At 37.9% G+C, this 21,019-nt stretch carries 22 protein-coding genes; 5 read left to right on the top strand and 17 right to left on the bottom strand.

Features of this window, described 5'->3' with window-relative positions; translation table 11 throughout:
• Positions 1 to 177: 177 nt before the first annotated feature.
• From KFT32_RS25795 to KFT32_RS25785, 3 genes are all read right to left on the bottom strand, one after another.
• Positions 178 to 867 carry a YjjG family noncanonical pyrimidine nucleotidase gene (locus KFT32_RS25795; protein WP_211750216.1) on the bottom strand — a complete coding sequence of 230 codons (690 nt, stop codon included), beginning with the start codon at positions 865 to 867 and terminating at the stop codon, positions 178 to 180.
• 355 nt (positions 868 to 1,222) lie between these two features.
• A complete protein-coding gene (locus tag KFT32_RS25790) occupies positions 1,223 to 2,035 on the bottom strand; it encodes a class I SAM-dependent methyltransferase (RefSeq protein WP_211750215.1) in 813 nt (270 codons plus the stop codon).
• A 160-nt stretch (positions 2,036 to 2,195) separates the two neighbouring features.
• A complete protein-coding gene (locus tag KFT32_RS25785) occupies positions 2,196 to 3,104 on the bottom strand; it encodes a hypothetical protein (RefSeq protein WP_211750214.1) in 909 nt (302 codons plus the stop codon).
• Between the two features lie 387 nt (positions 3,105 to 3,491).
• On the opposite strand from KFT32_RS25785, the gene KFT32_RS25780 reads away from it, so the two are divergent.
• Positions 3,492 to 4,244: a DeoR/GlpR family DNA-binding transcription regulator gene (locus KFT32_RS25780; protein ID WP_211750213.1), complete on the top strand. Its 753-nt coding sequence runs from the start codon at positions 3,492 to 3,494 to the stop codon at positions 4,242 to 4,244.
• Positions 4,245 to 4,349: 105 nt separating this feature from the next.
• On the opposite strand, the gene KFT32_RS25775 is transcribed toward KFT32_RS25780, so the two are convergent.
• The 10 genes from KFT32_RS25775 to KFT32_RS25730 form a co-directional block, all read right to left on the bottom strand.
• Positions 4,350 to 4,730: a steroid Delta-isomerase gene (locus KFT32_RS25775; protein ID WP_211750212.1), complete on the bottom strand. Its 381-nt coding sequence runs from the start codon at positions 4,728 to 4,730 to the stop codon at positions 4,350 to 4,352.
• A gap of 407 nt (positions 4,731 to 5,137) precedes the next feature.
• Positions 5,138 to 6,016 carry a class I SAM-dependent methyltransferase gene (locus KFT32_RS25770; RefSeq protein ID WP_211750211.1) on the bottom strand — a complete coding sequence of 293 codons (879 nt, stop codon included), beginning with the start codon at positions 6,014 to 6,016 and terminating at the stop codon, positions 5,138 to 5,140.
• Between the two features lie 232 nt (positions 6,017 to 6,248).
• The gene (locus KFT32_RS25765; RefSeq protein WP_211750210.1) at positions 6,249 to 6,905 is read right to left on the bottom strand and encodes a GAP family protein; all 657 of its coding nucleotides are present in this window, start codon (positions 6,903 to 6,905) and stop codon (positions 6,249 to 6,251) included.
• The gene (locus tag KFT32_RS25760) at positions 6,902 to 7,678 is read right to left on the bottom strand and encodes a MerR family transcriptional regulator (RefSeq protein ID WP_211750209.1); all 777 of its coding nucleotides are present in this window, start codon (positions 7,676 to 7,678) and stop codon (positions 6,902 to 6,904) included. The genes KFT32_RS25765 and KFT32_RS25760 overlap by 4 nt, the downstream gene beginning before the upstream one ends.
• 322 nt (positions 7,679 to 8,000) lie before the next feature.
• Positions 8,001 to 9,101 (bottom strand): GerAB/ArcD/ProY family transporter, encoded by a 1,101-nt coding sequence (locus KFT32_RS25755; RefSeq protein WP_211750208.1) that lies wholly within the window; start codon positions 9,099 to 9,101, stop codon positions 8,001 to 8,003.
• Positions 9,102 to 9,118: 17 nt separating this feature from the next.
• A complete protein-coding gene (locus tag KFT32_RS25750; protein ID WP_211750207.1) occupies positions 9,119 to 9,349 on the bottom strand; it encodes a hypothetical protein in 231 nt (76 codons plus the stop codon).
• A gap of 7 nt (positions 9,350 to 9,356) precedes the next feature.
• Positions 9,357 to 10,559 (bottom strand): Ger(x)C family spore germination protein, encoded by a 1,203-nt coding sequence (locus KFT32_RS25745; protein ID WP_211750206.1) that lies wholly within the window; start codon positions 10,557 to 10,559, stop codon positions 9,357 to 9,359.
• Between the two features lie 17 nt (positions 10,560 to 10,576).
• The gene (locus KFT32_RS25740; protein ID WP_211750205.1) at positions 10,577 to 12,103 is read right to left on the bottom strand and encodes a spore germination protein; all 1,527 of its coding nucleotides are present in this window, start codon (positions 12,101 to 12,103) and stop codon (positions 10,577 to 10,579) included.
• 237 nt (positions 12,104 to 12,340) lie between these two features.
• On the bottom strand, positions 12,341 to 12,712 hold the full coding sequence (locus KFT32_RS25735) for an iron chaperone (protein WP_211750204.1): 372 nt from the start codon (positions 12,710 to 12,712) through the stop codon (positions 12,341 to 12,343).
• 190 nt (positions 12,713 to 12,902) lie between these two features.
• Positions 12,903 to 13,526: a GntR family transcriptional regulator gene (locus tag KFT32_RS25730; protein ID WP_349304956.1), complete on the bottom strand. Its 624-nt coding sequence runs from the start codon at positions 13,524 to 13,526 to the stop codon at positions 12,903 to 12,905.
• A gap of 339 nt (positions 13,527 to 13,865) precedes the next feature.
• On the opposite strand from KFT32_RS25730, the gene garR reads away from it, so the two are divergent.
• From garR to KFT32_RS25715, 3 genes are all read left to right on the top strand, one after another.
• Positions 13,866 to 14,774 (top strand): 2-hydroxy-3-oxopropionate reductase, encoded by a 909-nt coding sequence (gene garR, locus KFT32_RS25725; protein WP_211750202.1) that lies wholly within the window; start codon positions 13,866 to 13,868, stop codon positions 14,772 to 14,774.
• Positions 14,755 to 16,197 (top strand): four-carbon acid sugar kinase family protein, encoded by a 1,443-nt coding sequence (locus KFT32_RS25720; protein ID WP_481856370.1) that lies wholly within the window; start codon positions 14,755 to 14,757, stop codon positions 16,195 to 16,197. Before garR ends, KFT32_RS25720 begins: the two co-directional genes overlap by 20 nt.
• Positions 16,198 to 16,356: 159 nt before the next feature.
• Positions 16,357 to 17,676, top strand: a complete 1,320-nt coding sequence (locus tag KFT32_RS25715; protein WP_211750200.1) for a gluconate:H+ symporter — start codon at positions 16,357 to 16,359, stop codon at positions 17,674 to 17,676.
• Positions 17,677 to 17,742: 66 nt separating this feature from the next.
• Here the strand turns inward: KFT32_RS25715 and KFT32_RS25710 are convergent, their stop codons facing one another.
• A complete protein-coding gene (locus tag KFT32_RS25710; protein ID WP_211750199.1) occupies positions 17,743 to 18,456 on the bottom strand; it encodes a class I SAM-dependent methyltransferase in 714 nt (237 codons plus the stop codon).
• A 260-nt stretch (positions 18,457 to 18,716) separates the two neighbouring features.
• On the opposite strand from KFT32_RS25710, the gene KFT32_RS25705 reads away from it, so the two are divergent.
• On the top strand, positions 18,717 to 18,989 hold the full coding sequence (locus tag KFT32_RS25705; RefSeq protein ID WP_211750198.1) for a P-loop NTPase family protein: 273 nt from the start codon (positions 18,717 to 18,719) through the stop codon (positions 18,987 to 18,989).
• Positions 18,990 to 19,341: 352 nt separating this feature from the next.
• Here KFT32_RS25705 and KFT32_RS25700 read toward each other — a convergent pair whose 3' ends face one another.
• The 3 genes from KFT32_RS25700 to KFT32_RS25690 all read right to left on the bottom strand — a co-directional run bounded on the left by KFT32_RS25700 (position 19,342) and on the right by KFT32_RS25690 (position 20,848).
• Positions 19,342 to 20,004, bottom strand: a complete 663-nt coding sequence (locus KFT32_RS25700) for an MgtC/SapB family protein (protein ID WP_211750197.1) — start codon at positions 20,002 to 20,004, stop codon at positions 19,342 to 19,344.
• A 185-nt stretch (positions 20,005 to 20,189) separates the two neighbouring features.
• Positions 20,190 to 20,489, bottom strand: coding sequence for an AMP-binding enzyme (locus KFT32_RS25695; protein WP_211750196.1), 300 nt, complete (start codon positions 20,487 to 20,489; stop codon positions 20,190 to 20,192).
• Between the two features lie 29 nt (positions 20,490 to 20,518).
• Positions 20,519 to 20,848: an AMP-binding protein gene (locus KFT32_RS25690; RefSeq protein WP_211750195.1), complete on the bottom strand. Its 330-nt coding sequence runs from the start codon at positions 20,846 to 20,848 to the stop codon at positions 20,519 to 20,521.
• Between the last annotated feature and the right edge of the window lie 171 nt (positions 20,849 to 21,019).

The raw sequence follows: 21,019 nt of genomic DNA, 5'->3' as shown, positions 1-21,019 counted from the left end.
TATATATCTTTGTTTTTTAATTAAATCCCGAACATTAGATTAATATTTTATTATAATCGTGAGGATTTAAACACTTATGTTTCTACCACTCGAATTTAAAAAAATCGAGCTTAACTTCACGAAACAAGCAAAAACCGCATTGTATCCTTACAATGCGGTTTCAACCTTAATATGGAATTACTTCTCTAAAATAGGGTATAGCTGTTGCAGACTTTGAATTTCATATGTCGGTTTCACTTCTGTTTGATTAACGACACGATTTGGATTATACCAGCATGTATCAAGACCAGCCTTTTGCCCTCCTCTTATATCCGCATTCAGTGAATCTCCAATAATTAATCCTTCTGAGGGAACAAGATTAGGGATGCGATCAAACACGTAATCAAAAAACTCTTTCATCGGCTTCTGAAACCCGGTATCTTCAGATACAAAGATTTGTTTCACTAGTGGATGAAGTCCTGAACTGCGTAAACGAATATCTTGAGTTCTTGAAACTCCGTTCGTTACGATATAAATTTCATACTTATGTTGCAGCTGGGTCAACAATTCCATTGCCCCATCGATGAGTTGATGCCCTTGTTCCAAATAACTGCGATACGTTCTTTCCATTAGAATGCCATCCACTTCCTGATCCCATTCCTTAAAAAAGAGAGAGAACCGCGTGTTTATTACTTCATCTCTACTGAGCTTTCCTTCTTCGAAAGCTCTCCATAATTGCTGATTGATGGTTTTATAGCTAGTTTCCGTTTCTTGTGTAAAAGCAAGCTGTTGGTCTTTGCACAGCAACTGAAGCGCATTGTTCTCCGCAGCACAAAAATCAAGCAGTGTGTCGTCCACATCAAAAAATAAGGCTTTATAAGTACTCATATCCTATTCATCTCTTTCGTCTTTACTTTATATGTTTTATTTCTTCTTATCTTATTAAAGGATACCTCGAAAAGAGAATAAAGGACAAATGTCCTTTGATAAATAAAAATATTTTGAATTGATTAGAAGTTGAATCCGTAGTTTTTCTATACTGGTTTACATAATATTATTTATGTCACTTAAATTCAATCCTACTCTCTCTTCATAATAAGAGAACTCGAATTTCTCATTGCTTGGTTAACATAATAATTTTTATGTAATCCACTTTACTTAATACGGTCACTCCTTTTCGTCATAAAAAAAGAACCGAGAAGTGTCTCTTGTCGTGAGCTTCTCGGTCTCCATATTTGTTATATCAGTTGCATTCTTTTTCTTTTTGACATACATAAATTAGTTCCGGTTTTGATTCGGATGGTGGGTTTTCTTCCCAGTCTCCGTACAGTTCAATAACCTTAAGTCCATGTTTTGCTAGTGTTCTTTCCATTTCGAGCGGATACGTATAACGGAGTTTGATGTTCGTGTGATGAACATCCTCAACTGTACCATCGGATCGTTTTGTTTTGCGGCGTATTTCGTAATCTTGAACCTGAGTCATTGAATCGTAAATACTCTTAGTATAAACATCTACTTCGTTACCACTCTTGTTCATATACGTTTTCCAGTATTCCTCTGTCTCCGGAGCGAGTAGCTCTTCTTTGTTAGGAAAACGAGTATTGAAAATAAATATACCGCTTTCCTTTAAATGCTTACACACCGAATGAAGTAATTTATCCTGTGCTTCGTTCGTAAGGAAATGCTGAAATCCATTACCTACCATGAAAATGAGGGAACTTTTAATATCAAGCTCAAGATCCTCACAATTTTGTAATTCCCAGCGAATATCAGAATGTTCTTCTGCCGACTTCTGTCTTGCGAGGTCAAGCATTCCTTCATGAAGATCAACGCCCACCATAGGATATCCTCGTTCCGCTAATGGGATCGTCGTTCTCCCTGTGCCACAAGCAAGGTCTATGACCGTGCCTCCCATCAGTGTTGCCCATTTTTCAATAAAAGCAAAATCGCTTTCAAAATCTTCGTTCTCGGCGTCGTAAAGGGTGGGATTATCATACTCTTCCATATTGGGTATAGCATTGCTTTCCTTAGTTATGATATCTAGTTTATTATCCATTTTATTTTCCTCTAATTCCCTTATTTTCAATTATTCTTCTCCAATGTACATGAAAATTCATTTTTTGAAAAGGCTATAACGTTAATTAATCCATTCAGATGATTCTGAATCCCCTGCTATAAAGAGTAAAAAAACCTCGCCGTAGCGAGGTTAGAATACCTTACAAAAGAACCTGGGTCATGATATGAATCGCTTCATCTAAATCCACATTCAATTGAATTTTTTCTAGATTGTCCATTAATGTAACACGACTTTCACCCAGATCTTCCTGGCTTTCTTCTAAGATTACAATGTAACGGCAATTCGAATTCGCTAGAGATTCACTTCCATTCGGTTTGTATACCGTTGGCGTTTGCTCGATCTCAACGTGGAATCCAGCCGCCTGGAATTCAGATGCGGCAATCCTAGATATAGATAACAATTCTTTACGTGTTAGAATCACAGCATCTAGATTTACTTCTGTAGCATGATTCATCTCCTGTTTCCCCATACAAATTTGACTAATAGCTTGAATATCAAATTGCCAAGCAGCTACACAATTATTCGTATCTTTACTTATTCCAGTAGCTAATACTCTCCTGCTCTCTTCTTCAACAACTTCATAAGCGCTTATGTTATCCTCCGTCTCAGGTAAAGTAAGATCATCAAACTCTGATCTATTCAGTACACCAAGGTTATTCATCATCTCTACAATTGGCCAAGACTCCGTTGCGAATAAATCTTCGGTATTTACAGGAAAAACAGATTGTATGGGGAAGTCCTTCGCCTTTTCTAGCCTATTTCTTTTGCAGTATATGTTATTCCATCTAATGATCACTGGTATTTCAAGGTGTTCAAAAATATCAAGTATCATGCATAACATGAGGCCTTCTTCATGTAAGTTAGTTTGTGAAGCGTTTGTTATATGTTGTTGAATATTGATTTCTGTATTCTTCCCTTCATTCCGCGCGCTTCCACCAGAAGCTTGAAAAGAATAGCCCTTGGAGAACAAAGCAATGACCTCTTCTGTGTATTTTTCCATTTGTTCCTTTTTCAGTACGGATTGATTCGTTAATTTGAGTGTGTTCATTCTAATTCTCTCCCTTCATTTGGCAAAAATAAAAAACGCGCCGGACCTCGTGGTCCTGCGCGTTTCTACTTACCGCAGGGAGGCCGAACGCGAAATGCGTTAGCCCTCCCCCGAATTTATCGAAGGCGTGCTAACGCTGATTAAAATGATAATAAGATTGTAATAGTGGTAAGCAGTTCATAAGGCAGTCTCCTTTATATGTAACAAAGAACTGAATTGTTCCCGATTATATAGCATATAAGAAATAATTTCAATATCTTTTTATGATCTACTTCGCGACACAGATTCAATGGGGTCATTTCTATACTTTTGTTAAATTTCAAATTATAATGAACCCAGATAGATTTGTATACTACAAAGATTGTCCCGTTACAGAAAGGAGTTCATATGCTCGCAGCTGAAAGACGCCAGATTATTATTGATATTGCCAATAAGGATAAGCGAGTACTCGTATCCGAGCTCAGCCAAAAATTCCAAGTCACCGAAGAGACCATACGGCGCGATTTAGAGAAGTTGGAAAAAGAAGGGGTCCTAACCCGTACGTATGGCGGGGCGATCATGAATCGACACTCCAATGAAGATCTTCCCTTCTATACCCGTCATGCAACAAATTTGCATATTAAGCAAGATATCGCACAGAAAGCGCTCTCATTAATACATAATGGAGACACGCTGATGATGGATCCAAGCACAAGTTCCATTGAACTGCTCAAAATTTTAAATGTACGTCATGGTCTTACCGTCATTACAAGCTCGATCATATTGCAGGAGTTTGCGGCTTCAGGTCACCAAGTGATTTCTACTGGAGGAACACTAAGAGCACCTTCCATGTCTCTAGTTGGGACCGTAGCTCATGAGACTGCACGGAAATATCACGTGGACAAGTTTATTTTGAGTTGTAAAGCTTTATCGCTCGATATTGGTATTATGGATTCAAATGAACCGGAATGTGAACTCAAGCGAAAAATGATTCAGCAAGCCGAGCAAGTCATCCTCCTAGCAGACCATACTAAATTTGATCGAACTGCATTTGTTCATTTAGCCCACTTCAAAGATATTGATGTTATTATTACGGATGAGGAACCGTCAGAAGTCTGGAAACAGATGTTTCAAGAGCATGAAATTGAACTCATTTATTAGCTCCATGACGAAATATGTATTGTAACAAAACACAAAAAGGCCGAAGCCTAATGGCTATCGGCTTTTTCATATTACATTAAGGCTTCACGTTTACGCCGGTATATTCTAGAGGAATTGAACATCTTCCGGACCCCAATATGCCTTCATATCTATGATTTTACCTGCATCGTTAAAAGTCATAACATCGATACAATGAATGCATACTTTCTTTCCTTCCATCTCCACATTAATCATAAAGGCAATGGCTGCTGAGTTCCCATGAGAACCGCGAATCGGAGCGGCTAACTCCAGCTTGTCCACGCTAGCCACACTTTTCTCATAAAAAGAAGTAATCGCATCTCTTCCCTCTATGATCTGTCCCCCGCCAACGGGGTCATCAATTCTCGCATCATCTGCAAATAAAGAAATTACTGCCTCATGATCCTTGTTATTGAACCCATCCAAGTATTTCTGCAAGGCTGCTTTCATTGCTGTCTGCGTAATCATCTGCTTCACCTCTCGTTTTCTAAGTATGCTAGTTGTTAAACAACTAGCTAGTATTTTAAACAGGTTGCTAGCCTTTAGCTCTTAGTACTCGTAATACTCTACCACATGTAACGGGATGCATGTTTCTACTAACTTTGTTATCTACTCGAAATTCATTTTTTTTGGTGCGCATGCCTTTTAATAACGTAATGTTATTCATTTTGAGCACAATAAAAGTATTTTTATAACTCATTAAAAATCTTCCTTCATAACCGCTTAAATCCGCTATATTTTCCTCTTCAAGTCACAACTCTAACACCGTTACCCGTTCATTATCCAACAGATATTTCGAAGTGATATCATGAAATCTATCCCTCCAAGATAATAAATAGTTTCGGCTTGCTAATTCATTGATGCCATCCTCTGTCTTAACGCTCGATTACCCCAGACGTAATTTTCATGTTGGCGGCATAGGTTAGAAAAACATCACTATTAAAGATTTCGGATAAAAACAACTCCGCTTTGTATTCATTCGTTGCCTCTTCATAAGTAGCACCCCGTTGAATTAAATTCGAGATAAACGAATCTTCATCTCCAGGATCAGCACCAAATCCATCTTCCTTTAATGACGAGTATAGAGCATCCATTTTTAGTACGTCAGCATTAGGGTCTAAGAAATTAACCCTATCGCTGACTCTACAATCGATTTCCTTAACCCCCAACTGGCTTAGGTAAACGGGTACCTTTATTCCAATGTTACCGTCTTTCCCACTCCGCTCCTTGTCACTTTCAAAAAGCTTTTGGAGAAATCCTAACTGGACAAACTCCGATGCATTGACACCATCAAGAAAATAGTTTGCCATGCTTGAGATCCAATGTGGTTCAAAGCATATAATTCTGCCTCCATCAACTAGACAACCGATCATTTTTTGGAGGATTTCCTTCGGATTTTCTACATGCAATAAAAAAGCGTGGCAAACGACAATATTATATTCCTTCTCGAAACTCATATCCTGAATGTTACCAACGATAAATTCGGTATGAAAAGTGGACTCTCTGAATACATCAGCTGCATGTTCAATCAATTTATTTCCAATATCGACTCCAGTGTATGTAGACCCTTCTGGGAATAATGGTAAGAGCTTGGTCCCCAAGTAGCCATAACCACACCCAAAGTCGATTATTCGAACTGGCGACGTAATCTTCCACACACTTTTAACAAGGAACTCCAAATAATCATCATTGTAATATAGCCATCGTGTTTTACTTAAGTATTCTATCTTACTATTCCAATAGTGGTTGCTCATTTTTTGACCCCCTCTTATGAGAATGAACCATTCATAATATTACCATTTTAAATTCAATTTAAGGTAAAAAATTCCATTAATTAACCGTTAGCAATATGAAAAAGCAGTCGATCGCGTTTGTCGACTGCTTTAAAGACCATTACGTATACAATAACTACATTAATGAGATGTTTACCATTCCCCGCCTTCTTCTTATTAGAACATGAAGTCGTTCTTGCTTATCTCCAGAGTCTTATAAATAATCAGCACTATAAATCATCAACAACAAACCGACAATGCAGATGATCCACGAAGCTAAGGAACTTGAACGCTTTGATACCTTATTTTGTATATATTTTAAAGGTCTCTGCATCACTGAACCAAATAACATAAATAAGATGTATAAAATCAATGGCGGGAGTACCATAACTACATTATAAGCAAAAAGCAACGGGAGCCACTCATACCAGACCAGTCCTGCATTTGTCATAAGAGCAATGGCAGCGAAATAAGGAAGGGCTGTACCTACTTCTATGAGTGACGTTGTAACTCCTAGTGCAATCATTGCTGATTTTGTTTTTGTTCTGGGAATTTTATCTTGGGACATTTTTCTTTTCGGAACATAAAAGCTCCAAACAAACAATATCCCACCTACAATAAATGTGATCCAACTTACCACACTATTTTGTAAGAACGATGAGAACACTTCAAAAAAGAACCCAAAACCAAACTTGATTGCCACACCAACGCTAAAATAGAATCCAAAGATAGTACATAAATATACAATTAATCTTGAACCTACTTTTTTCTTTTCAGTTAGAAGTAAATATACCGTAACCCCTAGAGTAGCTGGACTGAGGGTATCCAATAGGGACAATCCACCAATCATAAGTAACAGCTCGGTGCTCATATATACCCTCCTGGACTGACACTTTTTTGTTTATTATTAGACAGGAAAATCTCGAAAGCCTTGTCCATATACTCAAGAACTTCCGCGTTAATTGGGTATAACCCAAGTTGTTCAGACGCTGATGGACATTTGCGCATTTCCCACAATTTATCGATGAATGCTTCTTCACCTGAATATTCTTCTTCTTGTTTCTCCAGCATTCTCCTAATAACGTTTTGTACAACAGGTGATGATGGTTTTTCACACCTATAGTATTTAGTTATTAGACCTATGAGGCCTATCCATTCCATGGACTCGGGATTATCGGCACTCATTTTCGGCAGTTTCGACCATAGACCAAGTTCAGTGGCATTAAACGTCGCTTCTTTATACTGATCAAGACTTCGTTTATCTTGTAAGGTTAACTTGATCAGGTTCTGAATTGCCTGTTCCTTATCCCCTTCCTCTACGGCAATGCCACTTAACAACGCCCTTAGCGAATGCTCCATTGCCTTTAATCTCGATTGCTCATCCATAATATAGGTTAGCTGATTGACTAACCCTACGCTCCAATGCCACTCAGGATCTGTTAACATCTCTTGAATATCCGAAAGTCGATATCCCATGCTTTTATAAAACTGAATTTGCTGAAGCTTTTGAACATCTTCTTCCGTATAAAGTCGGTGCCCGCCTTGAGTTTTGGAGGAAGATATCAGCAGCCCAATTTGATCGTAGTAACGGAGCGTTCTGACTGTAATATTCGTCTGCTCCGCCAAATCTTTAATATGTATCATTTTCCCATCCCTCCGAACTTCAGAGTACTTTCCCGCCAGTAAGCATCCTTATATAAGGGTGTCTTCTTTTTTCACACGCACAATCCCTTTTATTACGATGAATATCAACAATTCTCATTATAGTAAATGACGTTACGTCACTTTCAAGTGTTTATTTAGATATTTATTATTCTTCCATCTACTCGGCTACTGTACCAAGTTGTAACCTTCGGCACTGAACAAGAATTTAAAAGAATTTAATTCCGTATAACAAAAAAAGCCGCCTTATAGCGACTTCATAAATGAATGATTATATTTACATCCGTCGGTAATTGGGTAGTACTCATTTTCTTTTAATCCAAGTCTTCCATGTCTTAACGGTAAGTAACATAACAGGTATTCCCACGGCTATGCTCGTTATCCATCCAATCCAGACCGAAGAATTAAACTTGTTTTCGTATACAGAGTTCGGAAATATATCGACAGATACAACGATTAACAAAAATGCCAAAGGAATTATAAATGACTTTTGATGTTTTATCTTGAAAACTTGTGTAAAACCTAAGAAAGCTGAGTAAAAATAAATCAATAGTTTTACAAAAGAAGTCATTAACCACATCAAGGCCACAACCGCTTCAACCCTATCAATAAATCCACTAATATCGATTTTTTGTGCCAAATGATATGCTGGATATTCTTGTATCGACGTTACATTTGAACCTAGGACTAAGATATTTAATACTATGATAATTATGTTCACCACCGAACCAAGCGACACCCCTATAACAAACGATTTATAACTATGTTTAGGATTTTTAAGCTCTTTAGGTTGAATCATAAGAAAAAAAATGAGGGGCATATACACAACACTAATCAAGGAGAGCGTTCCATATACGTACTTATGGATAGGAGAATCTAGGATAGGCTGAATATTTTTCGGATCAATTTGCGGTAGTAGAGAGAAGATCATTAATACGAACAGAAGACTACATACCGGAAACATAATTTCGACCATTCGAGCTAATGTGTCAAAGCCAGACATTAAACCGTAAACAAGTAACAAAATGAATAATACATTAATAAAAAGTACTGGAGTTTGGGGCATAGACACCGTTGTAATAAATCTACTTACATCAAATAGAACCATCGCAGCGGCTAAAAATGCAGTTACAATAATTAGGATGTTTACGATCTTTCCCAACCATGAACCTAATATGAAATCAATCATTTCCACCATTGTTCTATCTGATTGCAAGTGAACAAGCATTCTATAAAGCACTACAAATAACAATCCCGGAACGATCGCAAAAATAGGGGCTAACCATGCATCTTGGTTAAGTTCAACTGCCAAGCCCCCAGGTGTGATAAGTATTGTTGTGCCCACTGTAAATAAGGTTGTTAATATTGTATATTGTAAATCCTCTACTTTGCCTACTTTTTTCATGGTAATTACCTCACATACTATTGTAATAACAGGATTAGATCACTTATTGGTTTGTATACCCAGCTAACAAAATAAAGAGGTGTAGGTACAGTGAGTTCGAGAAATTTAAGTATGCTTAGCACCCCTGCAGTAGTGACTATTATTGTATAAATAATCATTTCTTTCGGAGAACGTCTTAAAACAGGTATACTTAAGCCAAATAAGATACCCATGAATATCAAAATACCAATGACTTTGATTCCAACCATTCGAATGTTACTCCTTTATCTTATCTAAAAACGAGTTTTTGGTTTTTCCCGTTTCACGTATTTTAAAATCAACCTCTACATCTACTTGTAAACTACGAAGTTGATCTGTCCAGCCTTGTTTTATTGTTTTCCAAAGTCTAGGTTCAGATCGATGTATGCTTGCTCCTAATCCTAAGAAATCTGTGCTAATCGAACGTTCTTTTTGTAACACCTGATGAACAAAGCCCTCGATCTCATCACTAATGGATTTTTCAAGCTGCTTTATTACTTCTGGGTCTGCGAGATCGATTTCACACTGAACTTCATCTACATTCCCTCTAGCCATGATTTTTATTTGAATATGCGGTTTGTTATTTGCTCTATTAGCTCTGATCTCACTTTCTGAGTTCAACACTTCAATAGACAATCTGCCCGTTTCATTCGGACATCCAATTGTGCCTACAGTTCCTTTTACTTTATTGAGTACATAATTGTAGCCTTTACTTTCGTCTTTTTCTAACCAATTTATTAGTTTATCTTGTTTAAAAACGGCCAACCCATCATATTCTAGTCTCGCACTGGGACTTGCCTTTTCAAAATTTTCTTTTCCACTGATTTTAGAAGCATCTCCCTTTAACACTACACCTGTTACTACAAGGGAATCCCCCTCCGTCATCAGTTCATTGATTACGTCATCTATTTTAACCGTGCTGGAAGAAGCCCAATCTTTGCTCGACAGTTGGAGAGTAGAGTACAAATTTTTCGCTGGAATTTTTTCAATCTCAGATAAACTTTCCATGACGAGCGTAGCATTCATATTTTTCGCAATGATAATATCGTAATCTGCTCTGAGTTCATGGTCTCGAGAGATAAATTCGATGATCTTTCCAATCCCTTCACTTCGAGCCGTTTCTTCACCAATTACGAATATTCTTAAGTGTGAAAAGTATATTTTTTTAGGTGTCATCGTCGTTAGTTTCCTAATGGCCTCGAAAATCGTTTTACCTGTTTCCTTATATACGGTGACTGGTGCTCCTCCCCCACCTTTACTATTTGCTCCAATTTCATTCGGGTTCACTACTTGTACAGACACTAAATAATTGTCATCTACCTTATCTATTCCCATACCGACAGCAATCACTAATTCTTTAATCTCCATCTTATCCCAACATCCCGTGATTACAGTTACGAGTGATAGCAAGACAATCAGAACTTTGAGTTTTTTAGTCAACTCCAATCACCTATTCATCATTCATTTTTTATTGATTTCTTACGCATGAACAAACCGAGTCTTGGGAGACGAACGAGGCTGTCTCGCTGATCAAGAATGTTAAAGGGAGACAAAGGTGATAAATAAGGTGTTCCAAAAGACTGTAAACTGCTTAAATGAATTAAGATGAGCCCGATACCTATAAAGATGCCGAATAATCCAAATGAAGCGCTGATTAACATCAGTGGAAAACGTAGAATTCTTACTGAGATTCCCATGTTATAAGCAGGCATTACGAAAGAAGAGATTGCCGTTATGGAAACAACAATAACCATGCTCGGGGATATAATCCCTGCTTCAACAGCAGCTTGACCAATTACTAGAGCCCCAACGATGGAAACTGCTTGCCCAACGGATTTGGGCATTCGAAGACCAGCCTCCCGTAAAATCTCGAACGTACTCTCCATGATGATTGCTTCAATAAAGGTGGGGAAGGGAACACCTTGTCGTCCTGCTGCAATGCTAATAAATAGTTCCGTCGGGATCATTTCTTGATGAAAAGTTGTAAGGGCTATATACAAAGAGGGCCCCATTAAAGCTATGAAAAACGAAAGAATACGCAATAATCTTAAAAGACCATAATCTGTACGTTCGTAGTAATCCTCAGGAGCTTGAAAAAACTGAATAAAGACGCTGGGAACTAATAGGACAAAAGGAGTTCCATCAACTGCTATTGCTACTCTCCCTTCCATTAATCCAGCTGCAATAATATCGGGCCTTTCCGTGTTGTAAATCGTAGGAAAGGGAGACCATGGTCTGTCTTCAATCAATTGCTCAATAATTCCACTTTCCAAAACCCCACTAATCTGAATCGAATCTAGTTTCGTTTCTAGTTCTTTGACTACATCTTCACTGGCTATTCCTTTAATGTAAATCATCGCAATATTGGTTTGAGAAACGCTACCAATCGTTTTCGTCTGTATCCGCAAATTTTTATTTTTTATTTTCCTTCTTAAGAGAGATGTATTGGTCCTTAGGTTTTCCGTGAAAGAATCACGCGGCCCCCTTAGAACCAATTGATCTTCTGGCGGAGCAATGCTTCGTTGCTCTCCACCTGCCGTATCCGCAATAATGCCACGATTATACTCATTGAATAAAATGAGAGTTGATCCGCTCAAGATCGATGAAAAGATATCATTTGAATTCATGAGTTCACGGATGTTACTCGTTGAAATCACTGTTTTTTTCACTAAAGAAAATAGATCCTTCTTAGGATCAAGTTTTTTGATGAAATCCTCAGAGGTCAATGCTTGTATAATACTTTCTTGAATAGTAACCGTATCTGTTAATCCTTCGACATATATCAGAACTGCTCGTAAACTTGATTCATCGCTTATGTTCAAATCACGAATAATTAAATCGGTGCTATTTCCAAATTCCTTTTTAATAAAGGCAACATTGTCATCTAAGTTTTCTGAAAGCGGAGAATTCATAACCACGGAACTATCGTCGTTTGAAACTGAATTTCCCCCCTTTATTTTTAGGGTCTTTTTACTAAAATTCATATTCATCCTCCCTTACTTTCTGAAATGATTCCCATTTGTAATCCAAATTACTCAGAGTTCAATACAACTTACTAACTAGATCAGTTGAATAAGGGAATATGGCTGCCTCCCTTACTATTAATTCGCAGGTACTTACCCCAATTCTCCATAAAGAAGGGGCATACTGTATTGAATACAGATACCCCATACATATTGCTATTTAGCTTCCTAATTCACGTTTACTACATCAAGAGTGTTCTATTTTCGCCAAAAAGTTGAACATTCTGCTTTATCTGCAATATTGAACTCAATCATTTTCTCAAGTAATGCGAAATTAACAGGCTTATTCCACGGGATCCGTATTAACTCCTTGGTGTGATCATATCCAGCCTGGACAATTTCATCAGAAAAATGAATAATACCTGCCTTCTCAGGGGCAACGGCCAGATGATGTTTGGATATGCTAAAACCAATAATATATGTGTCATGATCGGTAAACATAGGCTGATTCCACGCAATTTTTGGTATCAAGTTTGGGAATTTCTTAGTTACCCACCCTAAAACTTTTTCCGTCCGGTCTAGGTGTTCGGGATTATCAATACGTGCTAAATATTCCTTGAAAACTTCCATAATATTCACTCCTCTAATTTAAATTTATTCCATTAAGAAAAGATCCTCAATCCATTATCTCATAATAAATCCAATTATTCTTACATCTTATCCCAATAAATCCAACATAAGTTTCATAAAAACACAAAACAGCCCTCAGAATATACTAAGGGCTGTTATAAATTTCAATATTTATTTTGAGCCGAAGATACTATTGATTACTCATCACATGCAGATAAAAATTCAAATCATTCTCTATGTGTTTTTTCATCAAAACTTCTGCCTTTTCCCCATCTCTTGCTTTGATGGCCTCATAAATTTCTTCATGCTCATCAATAAGATGAGGACGATTATAGATTACGACCGTTTTCCTAAATAAATAAATAATGGCCTGCATTCGATCAATGATATCAATCATAAGAGGATTATTACTTGCTCTCACTATATCATTATGGAAGCTTTCATTAGCAGACATGATTTCTTCTTTACTTCCTTTTCTTCCGATTTCAACATATTCGTACAGTTTTTCAATTTCATTTTCTTTTAAAAAGTTTGCCGCACATCGGGCTGAATATCCTTCCAGTAGGATTCGGACACTAAACATATTTCGTAAGTCCTTCTCCGTTGGCTTTACTACCCTCTTTTGTACAACCAGCCCTTCATGTTCTAATTTCCGTATGGAATCCCTTATCGGTGTTCTGCTGACGCCAAGCTCTGCAGCGAGTTTCTCTTCGACGATCTTCATACCACTAGGAAGTTCACCGTTTAAAATTTTATCACGAAGAATTTCATAACAATGATGATACGCCGGTCGTGAGCTGTTGCTTTCAAGCACAAACTTCACCTCCGTTTTCATTTCTAATTATAACCATAGTACCAAAATACCATAATAAAATCATTCAAATATCTAAGATAAAGAAACATTCAGCATACAATAATTCAAAAATTGTATACAATTTATTCACTTATTGTATACAAAATTAATAACTTAGTATACAATAATAACGAAAACAACAATGTAAGCGGTTGCCTATAAACATCGAGCAAATCTCTGACTTTCATCAGACGATGTTAAGCTCGCTCATTGCCACTTGAATTGGTACGTTTAGGCGATTAATCAACAGACAGGCTAATGAAGCCTTTCATAAAAAGTTAGTATTGGGAGGAAAACAGTATGACAAAAAAAATAGGATTTATTGGACTAGGCATAATGGGAAAACCAATGGCTTTAAACCTTAGGAAAGCAGGACATACACTAACAGTTAATGATCTTAATCAAGAAGCGGTACAAGTACTATTGGAAGCGGGTGCAACGTTTGCTCAATCACCAAAAGAAGTAGCAGAAAAAAGCGAAATTATTATTACCATGCTTCCAGCATCTAAACATGTACAAGCTGTGATATTGGGCGACAACGGAATTTTGGCAGGAGCAAAAGAAGGCTCAATTATTATTGATATGAGTTCCATCACTCCTGCGGCTTCTATTGCACTTGCAGAAGAAGCCGCTAAAAGAAGTGTTGGGTTTTTAGATGCACCTGTCAGCGGCGGCGAACCTAAAGCAATTGATGGTACCTTATCCATTATGGTCGGCGGTAAAGAAAACGTGTTCGAAGCAGCAAAATCCGTTCTGTTTGATATGGGAAGTGCGGTTACATTAGTCGGAGACAATGGGTGTGGGGTAACTGCAAAATTAGCAAATCAAATCATCGTGAACCTTAACATTGCAGCCATGTCAGAAGCCCTTGTCTTAGCAGCAAAAGCAGGAATCGATATCGAAAAAATGTATCAAGCGATCCGTGGCGGATTAGCAGGAAGTGCGGTACTTGATGCCAAAGTTCCATTAATTCTTGAGAGAAACTTTGCTCCTGGTGGAACCATTGCTATCAATATGAAAGATATTACAAACGTGATGGATACAGCTCATGAAATTGGTGTACCTCTTCCTTTATCCAGTCACTTATTAGAGATCTTTCATGCGTTAAAAGTTGATGGCAAATTAATGGATGACCACGGAGGTATCGTACAGTATTACGAAAAATTAGCTAATGTTGAAGTTAGGGGTAATGACAATGAGCTCAAATAAAAGATCTGTAGAAGAAATGTTCAGCAACATACCTTCTCTTGATACAAGTCTTGTAAATGAGATGACCCAGAAAGAACTTGGAAATTTCAATAAAAAAATTATTGTTCTAGATGATGATCCAACTGGTGTTCAAACGGTTCATGGGATTTCTGTTTATACTGATTGGTCTTTGGAAAGTATCGAAAAAGGTTTTGGGGAAAAGAACTCAATGTTCTTTATCTTAACTAATTCACGTGGATTTACGGCTGCAGAAACAACAAGAGCGCATCAAGAAATTGCTGCAAATATTGTGGAAGCTGCTAAGAGAAGTAATCGTGAATTTACCATTATCAGCCGTGGTGATTCAACATTAAGAGGACATTATCCGCTAGAAACACAAGTCTTAAAAGATACTGTTGAAGCGGGCTCTGACATGAGATTTGATGGTGAGATATTGCTTCCATTCTTTAAAGAAGGCGGACGCTTCACCATTGATAATATTCACTACGTTCAATATGATACGGAGCTGGTCCCTGCAGGAGAAACAGAATTTGCGAAAGACCGCACCTTTGGCTATACCAAATCGCATTTAGGCGAGTGGGCTGAAGAAAAATCGAATGGTGAATATCAAGCAGAACATATGACATATATTTCACTGGATAGCCTTCGTGCAATGGATATTGATTCTATTGAACAGCAGCTGCTGAAAGTTGAGAATTTTAATAAAGTCATTGTGAATGCCGTTGATTATTCCGATGTTAAAATCTTTACCATTGCCTTAATTAGAGCGATGAATAAAGGAAAGAATTATATGTTCAGAAGTGCAGCTGCACTTACGAAAGTAATTGGAGGCGTGAGCGATAAAAACCTGCTCACTCGCAACGAAATCATGAGTGAAGCTACTAATCATGGTGGATTAGTCATTATCGGCTCACATGTTAAAAAAACGACGGAACAGTTTGAAGAACTGAAAAAGTCGAGTGATGTTGAATTCATTGAATTTGATGTTCATCTTGTATTAGAACCTGAAAAATTTGAAAAAGAACAGAATAGAGTTGTTGAAACGACCAATAAGCTTATTTTTAATGGGACCAATGTTGCCGTTTATACTAGAAGAGAAAGATTAGATCTTGGAGAAGGCAAAAAAGAAGAAGAATTAAAGCTTTCCGTAAAAATCTCAGATGCAGTTACAAGTATTGTAAAACGATTAGAAGTAAGACCTTCCTATATTATTGCTAAAGGCGGTATTACCTCCAGTGATATTGGGACAAATGGTCTTGAAGTGAAGAGAGCTACTGTAGCGGGTCAAATTCGGCCTGGAATTCCTGTTTGGACAACAGATAAAGAAAGTAAATTCCCTGGAATATCCTATGTGATCTTCCCAGGTAATGTTGGGACAAAGACGGATTTAAGAGAAGTTGTTGAAATGTTAAGTAAAAAGTAATTAAAGGTATTTTCTATTGGTCATAAAGTAAGGAGTAAAATTCAGCATTTATTCTTGTAAGAATTATGAATGATCAGGAACTAGATTATCATATTTGAGTACACTCCTTACTGAGGTGGCCTTCTTTATTCAAGTGAAAAAGGAAAAGAGGAAAAAACAATGCCAATTATATCAGTCACTATTGGGGTTGCACTATTATTAGTATTAATGATGGGATTTAAGTTAAACGCTTTCTTATCATTGATCATTGTTTCCCTAGCAGTTGGAATTCTGGAAGGAATGACACCGATTCAAGCAATCGAATCTATTGAATCCGGTCTAGGTGGAACACTTGGACATCTTACGATGATCATTATCTTTGGTGGTATTCTTGGCAAGTTAATGACCGATTCAGGCGGTGCACAGCGTATCGCAACAACCATGATTAATGCCTTTGGACAAAAAAGAACTCAGCTGGCTGCTGTTCTTACAGCAGCTATTGTTGGAATCGCTTTATTCTTTGAAACGGGTGTCGTGGTTTTAATTCCATTAGTATTTACTATTGCTACAGCTGCTAGAGTACCCGTACTCTATCTAGGTATGCCTGTAATTGCGGCCCTCATTACTATGCATGGTTTTGTGCCTCCGCACCCTGGTCCAACGGCAGTTGCAAATGTATTTGGAGCAAATATCGGTTTAACGATGATATTGGGAATCATCATTGCAATTCCAGCATTTATTCTTGCAGGTCCCGTTTATACAAAATTATTCAAAAAAGAATCATTAGAAATTGAAATTCCTAAGGGAATATTCAATCCAAAGGAATTTAAAGAAGAAGATCTCCCTAAATTCGGCATTAGTCTTCTCACAGCACTTTTACCCGTGATTTTAATTGCGTTACAAACGATTGTAGCCATTTTCGCACCTGAGTCAGCTATTGCACCGGTAACCGATTTTATCGGTAACGCCAATGTGGCTCTATTAATTTCAGTGATTTTTGCTATCTTCACTTTCGGTTTAAACCTGGGTAAAAAAATGCCGGAAATTATGCAATCTCTTAGCGAATCGGTAAGCGGTATCGGTATGATTCTCTTAATTATTGCAGGTGGCGGTGCGTTCAAACAAGTACTGATTGACAGCCATATTGATAAGTATATTTCCGATCTAATGTCTGGATCGACCCTTTCCCCGCTGCTTCTAACCTGGCTGATTGCCGCAATCCTAAGGATTGCAGTAGGTTCCGCAACGGTAGCCGGTATGACAGCCGCTGGTATTGCTACTCCTCTTGTTGCTACAACTGGGGTAAGTCCAGAGCTCATGGTACTTGCTGCTGGCGCGGGAAGTGTTACCTTCTCGCACGTAAATGACGCAGGTTTCTGGATTTACAAAGAATACTTTAACCTCAGCATTGGTAAAACCATAAAAACCTGGTCCGTCATGGTAACGATTATTTCTTTGGTAGGACTTGTTGGTGTACTGATTCTGGATGCATTTATGTGATTTGAAAAAAGCATTGTTCCCAGGAACAATGCTTTTTTCAGTAGGTACATCATTCATTCTACTTCCCTACTCTCCTATATTCCTAAATAAACCACATAGTAATGCTGAAGATCCAAAGGACGAACTGGATGGGTCCATTTCCCTCATTTCGCGAAGTTCAATCATCTCAAAATTATGAAAGACCTCTATTAATCTATCTTTGGTATAACCCAATCCACCTCTTAAGGATTTTTGTCTGTAAACTTCCCAGTCTGACAAGTCAGCACCTCCGTATTTACCACCGACTTTAAAACAGGTAATCCCAAAAGCACCAACTGGTTTGAGTGCTTTGTTTATTATGTTCAAGTAGTTCATTCTTCGGTGTGGAGGGACATAATGAAAACATCCAGAATCATAAATTAAATCATAGGCACCTTCATCCAAATCAAAATCAAACAAGTCACACAATATAAAATTGACTTTAGCACTCGATTCTGTTGCACGTTCTTTTGCCCAATGTATAGCTTGTGGGGAAAGGTCCAAAGCATCGACTTCCCAACCTTGTTTTGCTAAATAAATTGCATTTCTACCAGGACCGCAACCTAGGTCCAACGCTTTTCCCGGTTTCAATAGATTGGTTTGAACGTATTGTACTAAATTTTCGTCAGGGGCATTCGCAAAGAATGGGACTGGTTTCTCCCGATCAGAGTAAAAAGAATTCCAATTAAACTTTGATTCCTCTTTTAACAATTCATCAAGCATAGTAAGTACATCTTCAATACTCTGTATTGTTTCTTTCAAGCTAAGCCACCTCCAGAAATATACATCATATTTTACCATAAAAAGTTAATTCAACTTAGGTTTTCACTTAATTATTGTTGTCACGATTCCCTTCTCTTTTTACTCATTGAAAATGAAACTATCCTTCCCAGATCTTGATCAATCTGTATTGAGAAAATAGACTTGTTGTGTTATATTCCCCGTTACTTAACGAAAAACCAAAGATCCTCTAGTTTGAATGGTTTTGTAATAAACTATCCTTCATGGAATGGTGGGAATCCATGAGCATTATAAATTCAACAACATTATCAAAAGCTATTATTTTTATTACAGGAATGTCAGGTACGGGGAAATCTACGGTTCTCGCAGAGACGAACGATTACGGAAAAACTCTTGAACAGCGTGAAGAGATAATAAATTACGTTAAAACAGTCGAACCACTCCTACGTTCTGGAGCAAGTTATGAGATTGACACCCGGCAGCCAATAGATCAAGTCGTAGCTGAGCTAGAACTAATCGCTACACAACAAATAATCAATAATTCATTCCTATAAAAAAATAAAAACCCACAAATTTGTGGGTTTTATCCCCTGGCTTTGGCATTCTAATCACTAAGCGTTCCTTGTCAAACTCTTCTGGGAAATCAATCATAATGGGATTCATAAAATTCCCTTTGTTTTATTTCTATCATACTAAACAATCCAGTTCCTTAATACAACAGCTTGTCATGCTACTAAATTAAACTGCAAGACAGCTAAAAAGACGGCAAACCAGTAATTCTGATTGCCGTCTTTTCTTGTTTATCAAGCTATTATTCCCCGTTAGTTCAATGACTTGTATTGCTCTGTTCACAGGACTTTCTACATACCGCTCTTATTGAAGAAAAAGCAATCTACTCAGAAAAATCTACTGAACCTCTACCACAGTAACAAATGGAGATATCTGTATCAGAGGTAATAATTTTTCTACTTCGTAGTTCTTAGGTAGCTTAATGGTAATGTCCAGAACGAGTTCAGAAGACTCTTTTAGCTTCTTCGTGTGGAAATGTAAAACAGTTATATCTCTTTCTTTTAGGAAATCTTGAATAAAATCAATCGCGCCAAGTTCATTAATTAGACGAATGGTTAACTGTTCCGTCTTCGGAGTTTCCAACCAGTTTATTTTGCTATGCAATAATTTTTGAGCGATCAAAATAAGAATAGTCGTACCTACACCTACGATATAAAGATCAGCACCAATTGCCATACCTATACCCGCAGTCGACCATATTCCAGCAGCTGTTGTTAAACCCTTTACCGTCTGCCGCTGCATGAATATCATGCCTGCCCCGAGAAAACCGACTCCTGAAACGACTTGAGCCGCAATTCGTGACGGATCAAGTGCAATACCGCTTTTACCTGTTACGTCTTCAAAACCGTATTTGGATATTAACATCATAAGAGCTGCTCCAACAGCAACGACTAAGTGAGTTCTAATACCGGCTTCTTTCATTCTACTTTTTCGCTCGTATCCGATAAATGCCCCGCAAACACCCGCCAAGACAATTCGCAATAAAAATCCGTACTCCATGAGACCCCTCCTTGTTCCTTAGAATAGATATAATGTCAGACTTGTATTCATCCGATAATACATGGTGTTGAAGCAAGTCCGAGGGCGAGCAGAACCCGTTATCCTACTCATAAATTAATAAACGGTAGCCAGAAATACGGGTTGCCGTCTCTTACGGTTTATACGGTTTGAGCTATCGTTTCCTGTTAGCTTATCGCTTCCGATACTGATAAGGACAATTCCTTACGAAGGAGCTTTTTGTCCACTTTATCCACGGCTGTTCGAGGCAAAGCATCCAGGATGAACAAATGAGATGGCCATTTGTACCTTGCGAGGCTTGATTCACAATATTTTTGAAGCTGTGCCAAGTTTACGTGACAGCCTTTCCGTAAAACTACACATGCGACAATCGTCTCACCCTTACAGTCAAGAGGGATTCCGATTACAGCCACTTCATGGATCATCTCATGAGTTGCGATCACTTGCTCCACTTCAGAACAATACACATTCGAACCCCTAACTATAATCATATCTTTCAGTCGATCCAACACATAGAGATAACCCTCGTCATCCAGGTAGCCAACGTCTCCAGTTCGTACCCATCCGTCGAGCATCGTTTCGCTGGAAGTCTCTGGTTGACGCCAATCCCCACCGCTGCATAAAGTGCTATAACAAGTTGAGGATCAGGATCACCGAGTAGAGCAAGTCTATCACCTGGCCGGAGTCCTTCGGCATACAAAGCATGACTGAGTTGATCAGATCGGCGATGAAGTTCCTCATAATTTATATACTGCCCGTGACTTATAAGAGCTGGCGCCTGAGGATATAAACTTGCTGCCAATGGCAGGCGTTCAGATAAAAGCATTATTATCTCCCCCCATGTACTAATTTCATATAATCATGTATGAAAACTTGGATTAGAAATAGAGTACCATAATCATGGAAATAGTAGGCATCGTTTTTTTGATAATACTCATCAATTCTCCTGATAAATCGTGCCTATCTGAAAATTGGACAACATCTATGGTAATTAACA

The sequence above is a fragment of the Paenibacillus sp. Marseille-Q4541 genome (assembly GCF_018310695.1).
GTDB lineage: Bacteria > Bacillota > Bacilli > Paenibacillales > Paenibacillaceae > Paenibacillus.
The sequence above is the reverse complement of the archived record's forward strand: the minus strand, read 5'-3'. Positions and strand labels throughout refer to the sequence as shown.

Coding starts and splice junctions, on each gene's coding strand:
- KFT32_RS25795 (WP_211750216.1), bottom strand. CDS start 867: ATGAGTACTTATAAAGCCTTATTTTTTGATGTGGACGACACACTGCTT.
- KFT32_RS25790 (WP_211750215.1), bottom strand. CDS start 2,035: ATGGATAATAAACTAGATATCATAACTAAGGAAAGCAATGCTATACCC.
- KFT32_RS25785 (WP_211750214.1), bottom strand. CDS start 3,104: ATGAACACACTCAAATTAACGAATCAATCCGTACTGAAAAAGGAACAA.
- KFT32_RS25780 (WP_211750213.1), top strand. CDS start 3,492: ATGCTCGCAGCTGAAAGACGCCAGATTATTATTGATATTGCCAATAAG.
- KFT32_RS25775 (WP_211750212.1), bottom strand. CDS start 4,730: ATGATTACGCAGACAGCAATGAAAGCAGCCTTGCAGAAATACTTGGAT.
- KFT32_RS25770 (WP_211750211.1), bottom strand. CDS start 6,016: ATGAGCAACCACTATTGGAATAGTAAGATAGAATACTTAAGTAAAACA.
- KFT32_RS25765 (WP_211750210.1), bottom strand. CDS start 6,905: ATGAGCACCGAGCTGTTACTTATGATTGGTGGATTGTCCCTATTGGAT.
- KFT32_RS25760 (WP_211750209.1), bottom strand. CDS start 7,678: ATGATACATATTAAAGATTTGGCGGAGCAGACGAATATTACAGTCAGA.
- KFT32_RS25755 (WP_211750208.1), bottom strand. CDS start 9,101: ATGAAAAAAGTAGGCAAAGTAGAGGATTTACAATATACAATATTAACA.
- KFT32_RS25750 (WP_211750207.1), bottom strand. CDS start 9,349: ATGGTTGGAATCAAAGTCATTGGTATTTTGATATTCATGGGTATCTTA.
- KFT32_RS25740 (WP_211750205.1), bottom strand. CDS start 12,103: ATGAATTTTAGTAAAAAGACCCTAAAAATAAAGGGGGGAAATTCAGTT.
- KFT32_RS25735 (WP_211750204.1), bottom strand. CDS start 12,712: ATGGAAGTTTTCAAGGAATATTTAGCACGTATTGATAATCCCGAACAC.
- garR (WP_211750202.1), top strand. CDS start 13,866: ATGACAAAAAAAATAGGATTTATTGGACTAGGCATAATGGGAAAACCA.
- KFT32_RS25720 (WP_481856370.1), top strand. CDS start 14,755: ATGACAATGAGCTCAAATAAAAGATCTGTAGAAGAAATGTTCAGCAAC.
- KFT32_RS25715 (WP_211750200.1), top strand. CDS start 16,357: ATGCCAATTATATCAGTCACTATTGGGGTTGCACTATTATTAGTATTA.
- KFT32_RS25705 (WP_211750198.1), top strand. CDS start 18,717: ATGAGCATTATAAATTCAACAACATTATCAAAAGCTATTATTTTTATT.
- KFT32_RS25700 (WP_211750197.1), bottom strand. CDS start 20,004: ATGGAGTACGGATTTTTATTGCGAATTGTCTTGGCGGGTGTTTGCGGG.
- KFT32_RS25690 (WP_211750195.1), bottom strand. CDS start 20,848: ATGCTTTTATCTGAACGCCTGCCATTGGCAGCAAGTTTATATCCTCAG.